Raw genomic sequence first — 11,581 nt, 5'->3', positions numbered from 1 at the left:
CCGGCAGGGGCGGAACCGGGCGCGCTCGTACAGTGGCCGTATGACCACTTCGCGTGTGCTCACCTGGGACGTGCCGGCGAGCGGTGGGTACGAGACCGCGTGGGTCGACTGCGGCCCGGGCGCCCTGCACGCCCGGGGACGGGCGGTCGGCACCACGCCGGAGCCGTACTGGATCTCCTACGAGCTGGAAACCGCGGAGGACTTCGTCACGCGGCGGCTGCTGGTGACCGCGGAGACCGCCGCCCGCACCCGCACCCTGGAGCTGCGCCACGACGGCCGCGGCGGCTGGAGCGCCGACGGGGAACCCCTGCCCCCGCTGACCGGCGCCCTCGACTGCGACCTCGGGCTCAGCCCGCTCACCAACACCATGCCGCTGCTGCGCCACGCGCTGCACCGGGCAGTGGGCGAGCAGGAGTTCCTGATGGCCTGGGTGTCGGTGCCGGGCCTGGTGGTACGCCCGTCCCGGCAGACCTACACCCATCTCGCCCGCCTGTCCGGCGGAGGCGGTCGCGTCCGCTACGCCTCCGGCTCCTTCCGCAGCGACCTGGAGATCGACGCGGACGGGTTCGTCGTCCACTATCCGCGGCTGGCGACACGGATCGCGGCGGAATAACGCGGAATAACAGGGTGAAGGAAGATCGTCGCGTCGGCAGACTGGCCGCATGAGCGCGACCGAACCCAAGGAAGACCTCCGCCGCTGCCTCCAGGACGCCCGCGAGGTCATGCTCTGGAAGCTGGAGGGAGTTTCGGAGTACGACGTCCGCCGCCCGCTGACCCCGACCGGCACCAATCTACTGGGCCTGGTGAAGCACCTGACCGGCGCCGAGGCACTGTACTTCGGCGCGACCTTCGGGCGGCCCTTCGACGGGCCGGCACTGTGGATCGCGGGCGACGCCGAACCGGACGCTGACCTGTGGGCCCGGCCCGAGGAGCCCCGCGCGCGGATCGTCGCCGGGTACCGGCGGGCGTGGGCGCACGCGGACGCCACGATCGAGGCGCTGCCGCTGGACGCGGTGGGCCGGCTGCCCGGCGGCCCAGGCGTCGAACTGACCCTGCACCGGGTGCTCACTCACATGATCGGCGAGACGCACCGGCACGCCGGGCACGCCGACATCGTCCGGGAGCTGATCGACGGCACCGCGGGCCAGCGGGCGGGCGGCGGCAACGTGGCACCGCACGACCCCGGGCACGTGGCCCGCGTGGAGCGGGCGGCGAAGGAGGCGGCCGGCCTGTACGGCGGAGACGCCCCCTAGCGTTCGGTGACCTTGCCGTCCGCGACCTCCAGGCGGCGGGTTACGTGGACGGCGTCCAGCATGCGGCGGTCGTGGGTGACCAGGAGCAGGGTGCCCTCGTAGGCGTCGAGCGCGGATTCCAGTTGCTCGATGGCCGGCAGGTCGAGGTGGTTGGTCGGCTCGTCGAGGACGAGGAGGTTGACGCCCCGGCCCTGCAGGAGCGCCAGGGCGGCCCGGGTGCGCTCGCCCGGGGAGAGCGTCGCCGCCGGGCGCACGACATGGCCGGCCTTGAGGCCGAACTTGGCGAGCAGCGTGCGGACCTCGGCCGGTTCGGTGTCGGGGACGGCCGCGCAGAAGGCGTCCAGCAGGGACTCCGGGCCGTGGAACAGCCGCCGCGCCTGGTCGACCTCGCCGACGAGCACCCCCGAGCCGAGCGCGGCGTGCCCGGCGGCCAGGGGGACACGGCCGAGCAGGGCGCCGAGCAGGGTGGACTTGCCGGCGCCGTTCGCACCGGTGACCGCCACCCGATCCGCCCAGTCGATCTGCAGGGAGACCGGGCCGAAGGTGAAGTCGCCGCGCCGGACCTCGGCGTCGCGCAGGGTCGCCACGACCGCGCCGGAGCGCGGGGCGGAGGCGATCTCCATGCGCAGCTCCCACTCCTTGCGCGGCTCCTCGACGACGTCGAGGCGCTCGATCAGCCGCTGCGTCTGGCGGGCCTTCGCGGCCTGCTTCTCGCTGGCCTCGCTGCGGAACTTGCGGCCGATCTTGTCGTTGTCGCCCGCTTTGCGCCGGGCGTTCTTCACACCCTTGTCCATCCACGCGCGCTGGGTGCGCGCCCGGTCCTCCAGCGCGGACTTCTTGTCGGCGTACTCGTCGTAGTCGTCGCGTGCATGGCGGCGGGCCACCTCGCGCTCCTCCAGGTAGGCGTCGTAGCCGCCGCCGTAGAGGTTGATCTGCTGCTGGACGAGGTCGAGTTCGAGCACCTTGGTGACCGTGCGGGTGAGGAACTCGCGGTCGTGGCTGACGACGACCGTGGCCGCGCGCAGCCCGCTCACGAAGCGTTCGAGACGCTCCAGGCCGTCCAGGTCGAGGTCGTTGGTGGGCTCGTCGAGGAGGAAGACGTCGTAGCGCGACAGCAGGAGTGAGGCGAGGGAGGCGCGGGCCGCCTGGCCGCCGGACAGCGACGTCATCGGCTGGTCCAGACCCACGGCCAGACCGAGGGAGTCGGCGACCTCCTCCGCGCGCTCGTCGAGGTCGGCGCCGCCGAGGGCGAGCCAGCGCTCCAGGCTCACCGCGTACGCGTCGTCAGCGCCGGGCGCCCCGTCGACCAGCCCCTGCGTGGCCTCGTCCATGGCCCGCTGGGCGGCGGCGACGCCGGTGCGGCGGGCCAGGAACTCCCGGACCGTCTCCCCCGGCCGCCGCTCGGGTTCCTGCGGGAGGTGGCCCACGGTGGCCGTCGGCGGGGACAGGCGAAGCTCGCCCTGCTCGGGCGGGAGGAGCCCGGCGAGCATGGTCAGCAGCGTGGACTTGCCCGCGCCGTTGGCACCGACCAGCCCGATCACGTCGCCGGGCGCGACGACGAGGTCGAGCCCGGAGAAGAGCGAGCGGTCGCCGTGCCCGGCGGCGAGGTTCTTGGCGACGAGAGTGGCAGTCATCAGGGCGCCGATCCTAACGGGGCGTCCAGCAGGACGCGGTGCCTGCCGGTCTCGAGGATGCCGTCGAAGATCCCGTGGGTGTGGCGAGGGCCGGTCCACACGGTACGCCGTCTACCGCACCCGGCACGGCGAGGTGACCTCGACCCGCCTCGCCCCGGGCGGGTCAGGCGGCGCTGCCGACGGGGCTGCGGTCCAGGGCGTGTTCGATGACCGCGGTGACCGCCCGCAGGCCAGGTCGGCGCACTCGGGGCAGCCGTGATGACGGACCGCCCGCCGGGCAGCGGCGCCTCGGCCTCGCGCAGCAGGCCGCGCACCGTTCGGCGAAGCACGGCAGACATGCGGTGAGCATTCCCGCGTCGTCACCGATGTGAGCGCTGACACGTTCCGCTACCGTCCCGGTGTGGAAAGTGAGCGCAGGGACGACGTGATCGTGGTCGGTGGCGGGGTCGTGGGGCTGACCACCGCCGTGGTGCTCGCCGAGCGCGGCCGGCGGGTGCGCGTGTGGACGCGGGACCCGGTGGAGCGGACGACATCGGCGGTCGCCGGTGCGCTGTGGTGGCCGTACCACATCAAACCGGTGGCCTCGGCGCGGGCGTGGGCACTGCGCTCCCTGGACGTGTACGAGGAGCTGGCGGAGCGCCCGGAGGCGACCGGCGTGCGCCTGGTCGACGGGGTGCTGGGCGAGACGGAGCTGGAGGAGGTCGCGGGATGGGCTGCCGCCCGGCTGCCGGGGCTGCGGGCCTCCGTGAAGGAGGAGTACGCCGGGTCGGGGGTGTGGGCGCGGCTGCCGTTGATCGACATGGCGGTGCATCTGCCGTGGCTGCGGCGGCGGTTCACGGCGGCGGGCGGGATCGTCGAGGAGCGCACGGTGTCCGATCTGGACCGGGTGCCGGCCGCGGTGGTGGTCAACTGCACGGGTCTGGGCGCCCGTCGGCTCGTCCCCGATCCGGCGGTGCGGCCGGTGCGGGGGCAGTTGGTCGTGGTGGAGAACCCCGGCGTGCGCACCTGGGTCGTCTCGACCACCGCCGAGGGCGAGTTGGCCTATCTGCTGCCGCACACCGACCGTCTGCTGCTGGGCGGCACCGCGCAGGACGGCGACTGGTCCACCGAGCCCGACCCGGCCGTGGCCGAGGCGATCGTACGGCGGTGTGCGGCGCTGCGGCCGGAGGTGGCCGGGGCGCGCGTCCTGGAGCACCGGGTGGGGCTGCGGCCCGCCCGGGACGCGGTCCGGCTGGAGCGCGAACCGCGGCCGGACGGGCGGGTGGTGGTGCACAACTACGGGCACGGCGGCGCGGGCGTCACCGTGGCGTGGGGTTGTGCGGAGGAGGCGGCCGCGTTGGCCGCCCCCTCCTGAGGGGCGGCTCTCGTGGGGGTCAGGGCACGCGCGGGGTGGTGCGCGGCCCGTGCACGCCGTTCAGCGTCGTCGGGTGCTGGGCCGGGGTGGCCGCTCCGGCCGTGGCGCGGGCGAAGGCACCGGCACCGCCGGCCAGCGGGAGCCGGGCGGAGGTCCGGGACAGGTCGAGGGTGAGGGTCGGGGTGGTGGACGGCGGATCGATGAGGTCCTTGTCGGTGCCGGCCACGATCAGCGCCAGCCGGTGGCCCTTGGGCACGACGTGGTCGGTCGCCGCCAGGTCGACGGTGATCGTGTACGACCGGCCCGGCACGAGCGGCGCGCCCTTGCCCGGGTGGGCCCAGGTGCCGAGGTCGGCCCAGCCGCGGCTGACGACGGTGTAGCCGACGTCGGTGGTCTTGGCCCGCGTCTCCTTGAAGCAGGCGCTGTCGCCCGCGGTGCTCGCGCCCCAGCAGGTGTGTTCGGTGAGGGTGATGATGCCCTCGCCGGCGTCGGCGTAGTCCCGGACGGTGGCCGGGCCGATGTCGACGAGGACCGCCGACAGATGGGCCGTGCTGGTGGTCGGTGTCGCGGTGACGGTGACCTTGGAGGAGCCGGACAGACGCAGGTCGCGGGTGAGCGGCGCGGTGGTGAAGCCGGCCTTGTCGGGGGTCGGCCGGTCGATCTGGGCCGCCCAGTCGGTCTCGCTGTGCTTCGGGTCGTCGGTGAAGGTCGCGGTGCCGGTGGCCGGGCGCAGACCGAGGGTGCCGACGCCGGACTCGGTGCCGGGGGCGGGCCGCAGGGTGGTGAGCCGGGTGCCGCTCGGGGGCCAGACGTGCGAGGTCACCCACTGGTCGGGGTGGCGTTCGATGTCGGCCATCGGTTCGCGGTCGATGCCGTTGTCGTAGCCGAGGAGTTCGTGGTCGAACCAGCGGTGCAGGGTGTCGACCCACGGGGCGCGGCGGAAGTCGAAGGGGTCGACGTGCCCGGTCTGGGAGAGCCAGATCTTGCGCTTCACGCCGTTCTTCGCGAGGGCGTCCCACCACTGGCCGAGGTGCTTGGTCCGCACGTTGAGGTCCTGCATGCCGTGCACGAGGAAGACGCTGGCGCGGACTTTCTTCGCGTCCTTGACGTAGTCGCGCTCGGTCCACAGGGGCGTCCAGTCGCCGCTGCGGGGCGCGCCGTCGACCAGCTTCTGCTGTACGGCCGCGCACTTGGCGTGGGCGTCGGGGCTCTCGACGTAGTCGGACAGCCACTCGGGGCCGGAGTCGTACAGCGGAGCGCCCTGCTGGAAGTAGTAGTCGTACCAGGAGGAGATCGCGCTGATCGGGACGACGGTCTTCAGGCCCTTGACGCCGGTCGCGGCGACGCCGTTGGCGATGGTGCCGTCCCAGCTCTTGCCGATCATTCCGGTGCGGCCGTCGGTCCAGCCGGCTGTGACGGTGGTGGTGCCGGTTCGGGAGGTGTACGCCTTCGCGCGGCCGTTCAGCCAGTCGATCACGGCCTTGGCGGACAGGACGTCGGAGCGGCCGCCGACGTCGACGCAGCCGTCGGAGCGGTTGGTACCGGCGAGGTCGACGCCGACGACGGCGTAGCCGCGCGGAACGAAGTAGTTGTCGTAGAACAGCGGCATCCGGAGGATGTCGCCGTGTGCGTCGTAGGTCTTCTTCTGGCTCTCGTTGCCGCGGCCGCAGCAGGAGTAGTAGGGGCTGGCGTCCATGATGACGGGCACCTTGCGGCCCTGCGCGGCAGGCTCGCTGGGCCGGACGATGTCCGCGGCGACGCGGTCGGTGCGGCCGTCGCCGTCGCCGTCGAGTCCGGTGTCCACCCAGACGGCTTCGCGGATGGCGTGCGCGTACGAGTAGACGGGCCGGCTCTCGCGCGGGGTGGCGTGCGCGGCGGCCGGGGTGAGGAGAGCGGCCACCAGGGCGGCGACCGCGGCTGTCACGAGCGTTCTTGTGGTCGTGAAGCGGGTGCGTTTCGGCATGCGCGGACGGTACATCGGTCAACTCCCGTGCAGAAGAGCGCATACGGGGGCCGGTGAGCCGTGTCGGGCGAGCAGGCCGTGAGGAGCGTGGAACGGCTTCGGTCATGACGGCTGAATGGCGATCGTGTGACAGGAGGGACCATGGACATGACCGGAGGCGGAGGGACTCAATAGGCTCGAACGAACTTCGGTCCCCTACGACTTGGAGCTTTCGTGCACCGCAGAATCATCGCGCCGGGCGCACTGGCCGCCGCCTCCGTCCTGCTGGCGATCCCGGCATCGGCGGCGAGCTTCTCCCCCGGCGCCCCGGGCATCGGCGACCCCTACTACCCGGCCTACGGCAACGGCGGATACGACGTCTCCCACTACGACCTGAGGCTGAAGTACCAGCCGGCCACCGACGAGTTGGAGGGCACCGCGACGATCCTGGCGCGGACCACGCAGGATCTGTCGCGGTTCGACCTGGACTTCCTGCTGGATGTGAGCGAGGTCCGGGTCAACGGGGCCAAGGCGGCCTTCACGACGTCGGGCGAGCACGAGCTGGTGATCACGCCGAGGACGCCGCTGCCGAAGGGGACGGCGGTCACCGTCGTCGTGCGCTACAGCGGGGTACCGTCGTCGAAGAAGGCGTACGGCTTCACGAGCTGGCACCGCACCCCGGACGGCGGCATCGGGGCGAACGAGCCGGAAGCGGCCTGGTGGTGGTTCCCGAGCAACGACCATCCGCTGGACAAGGCCACCTACGACGTGTCGGTGCTGGTGCCCGACGGAACCCAGGCCCTCTCCAACGGCACGCTTCAGTCCACGAGTTCCAAGCTCGGCTGGACGCGGTGGAACTGGCGTGAGAACAAGCCGCAGGCGACCTATCTGGCCACCTTGGCGCTGGGCAGGTTCGACGTCACCACGTCCACCTCCGAGGGCGGCGTCCCGGTCGTCAACGCCTACAGCAAGGACCTCGGCGACAACGACGGCGCGGCCCGGGCGAGCGTGGAGCGCACCGGGGAGCTCGTCGACTGGCTGAGCGGCTACTTCGGCCCGTACCCGTTCTCGTCGGCGGGCGGCTATGTGCCCAACACGACCACCGGGTACGCGCTGGAGACCCAGACGCGCGTCTACTACAGCCCGCGGCAGTTCGCGAACGGCGCGAACACCTCCGTCGTCGTGCACGAGCTGGCCCACCAGTGGTGGGGCGACAGTGTGTCGCTCAAGGGCTGGAAGGACATCTGGATCAACGAGGGTTTCGCGCGGTACGCGCAGTGGCTGTGGTCGGAGCACGAGGGCGAGGGCACCACGCAGGAACTCGCGGACTACACCTACGCATCGCACCCGGCCGACGACCCCTTCTGGACGGTGAAGCCGGGCGACCCGGGTCCGGACAACCAGTTCGACATCGCGGTCTACGACCGGGGCGCGCTGGCCATCCAGGCGCTGCGCAACGAGATCGGTGACGACGCGTTCTTCAGGATCCTGAAGGGCTGGCCGCAGCAGTACGCGTACGGCAACGCGTCGGTGGCCGATTTCCAGCGCTACGCCGAGCAGGTCTCCGGCAAGCCGCTCGCGGCCCTCTTCGACACCTGGCTGTACCAGCCGGTGAAGCCGAGCGCTCCGGCGGCCCGCGCGGAATCCTTCGCCCGGACCTCGGCGGCCCCGGCCGCCCAGCCGAAGTCCTGGAAGAAGATCGCGGCGACGAACGAGGTGCACGGGCACTGAGCGGAAGGCGGGGCCGGCGGGCGGGTGACGCAGGCCCTGCCGGCCGACGCGGAGGCTGAGGCCGACCCGGCCGGCCGGCGGGGTGCGACTCCGGGCCCGCCGGCCGACACGGAGGGTGCGACGACGGGCCTGCCGGCCGCCTCGGGGCTGTGGCCCCGGGTCGGCTAGCCGGTGACGGGTTCCGCCTCGGTCGCCCGGGCCAGGAGCTCGGTGCGGCCGAGGGCGGCCGTGCGGGTCGCCGGGACCGTGCAGGCGTGGGCGCCGGCCAGTGTGCCGTAGAAGGCGCAGCGCTGCGGCGGCTCGCCGGTCAGGAAGCCGAAGAGGAAGCCGGCGGCGAAGGCGTCACCCGCGCCGTTGGAGTCCACCACCGGTGCGGGCGGCGCCGCCACCGGTATGCGGGTCAGGGTGCCCTCGGCCAGCAGGTGGGCGCCCTCCGCCCCGGCCGTCGCGACCGCGAGGCGGGCGCGGCCCCGGGCGGCGATGCGGCGCAGGGTGCCCTCGGGGTCGGTCAGAGCGGCGGCCGACAGGAAGACGATGTCGGCCTCGTAGGCGAACTGCTCGTGGTAGGGGTTCTCGCCGTCCCAGTCGTGCAGGTCGGTGGAGATCGTCACGCCGGCCGCGCGCAGCGCCGGCAGGGCGTCGGCGCACGGCTGGGTGATGCACACATGCGCGTGCCGGGCGGTGGCGGCGAGGCGGCGGACGGTGTCCTCGGGCAGCCGGTCGCCGGGGCGGCTGCGGCTGGTGTCGTACAGCGACAGACGGCGGCCGTCCGGGCCGACCAGGTTCACCGCGCGTTTGGTGCCGGCCGGCTGCGGGATCGCGGTGAGCGCGATGCCGTGGTCGCGGTGCAGGTCGCGCACCAGGTCGCCCTCCGGGTCGTCGCCGAGCAGGTCGACATGGTGGACGGCGAGGCCCAGGGCGGCCAGACCGAGCGAGACGAAGTCGCCGGTCTGGCCGGCGCGGGTACGGATGCCGGAGTCGATCATGTAACTGTCGGCATAGGGCAGCGGCAGCTCGGGCACCTGGACGATCGTGTCCACCCCGGCCCCGCCCAGCACGAGAACGTCGAGGTCCCGGCTCACAGCCCCTGCCCGTGGTCGTGGACCGTCACGGCGCTCTGCCGTGACCGGCAGACGTGGGCGATCAGCTTGACGCCCTTGACCGGCGGCGCGGTGGCGTCACCCCGGCCATATGTGATCTCCGACATGACGCCACCCTAGGGGGTGCCACCGACAGTGGCCATGGGCTGCTACTGCGTGACTTCGTACTCCGCGTTCTGGGCCACGCGGCGGCGCACGGCGAACCAGCCGGCGACCAGGAGCACCGCGATCAGCGGGATCAGGAGCAGCGTCTTGCGGCCGACCTCGGGGTCGTTCCACATCATGCCGAGGCAGGCCAGCAGGAACGCCACCGTCGCGATCTCGGTGACGGGGCTGCCCGGCAGGCGGAAGTGCGGCCGGGTGACCAGGCCCGCCTTGGCCCGGCGCACGAAGACCAGATGGCAGATCATGATGATCACCCAGGTGCTGATGATGCCGAGGGAGGCCACGTTCAGCACGATCTCGAAGGCCTGGCTCGGCATCAGGTAGTTCAGGCCCACGCCGAGCACACAGATTCCGCAGGTCAGCAGGATGCCGCCGTACGGCACCTGGGTGCGGCTCATCACGCGGGTGAACTTCGGCGCCGAGCCCGCCATCGCCATGGAGCGCAGGATGCGGCCGGTGGAGTACAGGCCGGAGTTGAGCGAGGACATGGCCGCGGTCAGGACGACGAGGTTCATCACGTCGCCGGCCGCCGGCACGCCGATCTTCGACAGCACGGTCACGAAGGGGCTCTGGTCACCGGAGTACACCGACCCCGGCAGCAGCAGCGCCAGCAGGACGACGGAACCGACGTAGAACAGACCGACCCGCCACATGATCGAGTTCACCGCGCGCGGGACGACCTTCTCGGGCTCGGAGGTCTCGCCGGCCGCGACACCGACCAGTTCCAGCGCCGCGTACGCGAAGATCACGCCCTGCATGACCAGGACGACCGGCATGACGCCGTGCGGGAAGACGCCGCCGTGGTCGGTGACCATGCTGAGGCCGGGCGTGTGACCGCCGACCTCGTGCTGCGTGGCCAGCAGGAAGATGCCGATCAGCATGAAGGCGACGAGCGTGGCCACCTTGACGATCGAGAACCAGAACTCCATCTCGCCGAAGATCTTCACGGAGATGAGGTTCACGGCGAGCACCACCGCGAGCGCGATCAGCGCCAGCACCCACTGCGGGATGGGCGTGAACAGGCTCCAGTAGTGCGTGTACAGCGCGATCGCGGTGATGTCGGCGATACCGGTCGTCGACCAGTTCAGGAAGTACATCCAGCCGGCGACGTATGCGCCCTTCTCGCCGAGGAACTCGCGCGCGTACGACACGAAGGATCCGGAGGAGGGGCGGTAGAGGACCAGCTCGCCGAGCGCCCGCACCACGAAGAAGGCGAAGATGCCGCAGACGAGGTAGGCCAGCGCGAGGGCGGGGCCCGCGCTGTGCAGTCGGCCACCGGCGCCCAGGAAGAGGCCGGTGCCGATCGCGCCGCCGATCGCGATCATGTTGACGTGGCGGTGCTTGAGGTCCTTGCTGTAACCGGCGTCGCCCGCGTCCGCGGGCGTTGCGGTCGCCGCGGGGTGGGCGGCGGCCTGTGCCGTGTGCACGGCTTCCTTGCTCACGGGTGGTTCCACTCTCTGGTGCGGCCCGAGCGGGTTGCCCTCGGGACTCGTACGTGGCTTGGCCCGCACCACCCCCTCACGGCACAGACCAAGGCAGCAGCTTCCCCGCTGGATCACTTCTCATGCGATGGTCCATGTCACAGAGCGGTTCTTCTCACATGGGGTTCACGGCGCGTTCACCAGGGCGGACGAGCGGTCCACTCCTCGCACGACAGGTGTCACAGCACCGGTGAGACAGTGATACTGCTGCACATGACGACGACCGAGGAGCCGACCCTCACGATCGACGAGCTGGCCGCCCGCGCGGGCGTCACCGTGCGCACGGTCCGTTTCTACAGCACCAAGGGTCTGCTCCCGCCGCCCGTGCTGGGCCCGCGCCGGGTGGGCCACTACGGCCCCGGTCATCTCGCGCGCCTGGCGCTGATCGAGGAGCTCCAGCGCCAGGGGATGACGCTGGCGGCGATCGAGCGGTATCTGCGGCAGCTCCCGGCCGACCTGAGCGCCCGCGACCTCGCCCTGCACCGCGCGGTGGTGGCGTCGTGGGCGCCGGACACGGTGGAGTCGGTGAGCCGGGAGGAGCTGGAGCGGCGGGCGGGCCGCGCGCTCGGCGACGAAGACCTGCGGCGGCTGACGGCCATGGACGTGGTCGTGCCGGACGGGGACGCGTTCCGCGTCGACGCCGGGCTGCTGCGGCTCGGCGTCGGGCTGCTGGACGTACCGCTGTCGCAGGAGACGGTCCTCGCCGCCCGTACCGTGCTGATCGAGCACTCCCGTGCAGCCGCGCGGGAGCTGTCGGGACTGCTGCGGGCCGCGGTCGCCGACCGCGGCCCGCAGGATGTGAAGTCACTGTCCGCCCATATGCACCCACTGGTGGTGCAGGCACTGCTCACGACCTTCCAGCGGTCGCTGAAGGATGAGCTGCGGGAGTGGCTGGACAGCGCCGATGAGTGATACGGCCGC

General features: G+C 72.2%; 9 protein-coding genes and 1 pseudogene. 5 read left to right on the top strand and 5 right to left on the bottom strand.

Translation table 11 applies throughout. The features are described 5' to 3' along the window. The first annotated feature begins 40 nt into the window (after window positions 1–40). Window positions 41–613, top strand: a complete 573-nt coding sequence (locus ACF1GV_RS11085) for a putative glycolipid-binding domain-containing protein (protein ID WP_391678897.1) — start codon at window positions 41–43, stop codon at window positions 611–613. Window positions 614–662: 49 nt separating this feature from the next. Further along, the gene (locus ACF1GV_RS11080) at window positions 663–1,253 is read left to right on the top strand and encodes a DinB family protein (protein ID WP_391678898.1); all 591 of its coding nucleotides are present in this window, start codon (window positions 663–665) and stop codon (window positions 1,251–1,253) included. Here ACF1GV_RS11080 and ACF1GV_RS11075 read toward each other — a convergent pair. Continuing rightward, window positions 1,250–2,887, bottom strand: a complete 1,638-nt coding sequence (locus ACF1GV_RS11075) for an ABC-F family ATP-binding cassette domain-containing protein (protein WP_391678900.1) — start codon at window positions 2,885–2,887, stop codon at window positions 1,250–1,252. The two genes, ACF1GV_RS11080 and ACF1GV_RS11075, sit on opposite strands and share 4 nt — an antisense overlap. A gap of 400 nt (window positions 2,888–3,287) precedes the next feature. Between ACF1GV_RS11075 and ACF1GV_RS11070 the strand changes: the two genes are divergently transcribed. Beyond that, the gene (locus tag ACF1GV_RS11070; protein ID WP_391678903.1) at window positions 3,288–4,241 is read left to right on the top strand and encodes an FAD-dependent oxidoreductase; all 954 of its coding nucleotides are present in this window, start codon (window positions 3,288–3,290) and stop codon (window positions 4,239–4,241) included. 19 nt (window positions 4,242–4,260) lie between these two features. Here ACF1GV_RS11070 and ACF1GV_RS11065 read toward each other — a convergent pair whose 3' ends face one another. Next, window positions 4,261–6,204: a Xaa-Pro dipeptidyl-peptidase gene (locus ACF1GV_RS11065; RefSeq protein WP_391678904.1), complete on the bottom strand. Its 1,944-nt coding sequence runs from the start codon at window positions 6,202–6,204 to the stop codon at window positions 4,261–4,263. Between the two features lie 213 nt (window positions 6,205–6,417). On the opposite strand from ACF1GV_RS11065, the gene ACF1GV_RS11060 reads away from it, so the two are divergent. After that, window positions 6,418–7,914 (top strand): M1 family metallopeptidase, encoded by a 1,497-nt coding sequence (locus ACF1GV_RS11060; protein WP_391678907.1) that lies wholly within the window; start codon window positions 6,418–6,420, stop codon window positions 7,912–7,914. A gap of 164 nt (window positions 7,915–8,078) precedes the next feature. On the opposite strand, the gene ACF1GV_RS11055 is transcribed toward ACF1GV_RS11060, so the two are convergent. The 3 genes and pseudogenes from ACF1GV_RS11055 to ACF1GV_RS11045 all read right to left on the bottom strand — a co-directional run bounded on the left by ACF1GV_RS11055 (window position 8,079) and on the right by ACF1GV_RS11045 (window position 10,621). Beyond that, a complete protein-coding gene (locus ACF1GV_RS11055; protein WP_391678910.1) occupies window positions 8,079–8,996 on the bottom strand; it encodes a PfkB family carbohydrate kinase in 918 nt (305 codons plus the stop codon). A gap of 47 nt (window positions 8,997–9,043) precedes the next feature. Beyond that, window positions 9,044–9,121: pseudogene (locus tag ACF1GV_RS11050) on the bottom strand (Appr-1-p processing protein); the annotation flags it as partial. A 42-nt stretch (window positions 9,122–9,163) separates the two neighbouring features. Continuing rightward, on the bottom strand, window positions 9,164–10,621 hold the full coding sequence (locus ACF1GV_RS11045) for an amino acid permease (RefSeq protein ID WP_391678911.1): 1,458 nt from the start codon (window positions 10,619–10,621) through the stop codon (window positions 9,164–9,166). Window positions 10,622–10,873: 252 nt separating this feature from the next. On the opposite strand from ACF1GV_RS11045, the gene ACF1GV_RS11040 reads away from it, so the two are divergent. Next, window positions 10,874–11,572, top strand: a complete 699-nt coding sequence (locus ACF1GV_RS11040) for a MerR family transcriptional regulator (RefSeq protein ID WP_391678912.1) — start codon at window positions 10,874–10,876, stop codon at window positions 11,570–11,572. Window positions 11,573–11,581: the final 9 nt, after the last annotated feature.

This window comes from Streptomyces sp. NPDC014006 (assembly GCF_043088925.1).
GTDB lineage: Bacteria > Actinomycetota > Actinomycetes > Streptomycetales > Streptomycetaceae > Streptomyces.
The sequence above is the reverse complement of the archived record's forward strand: the minus strand, read 5'-3'. Positions and strand labels throughout refer to the sequence as shown.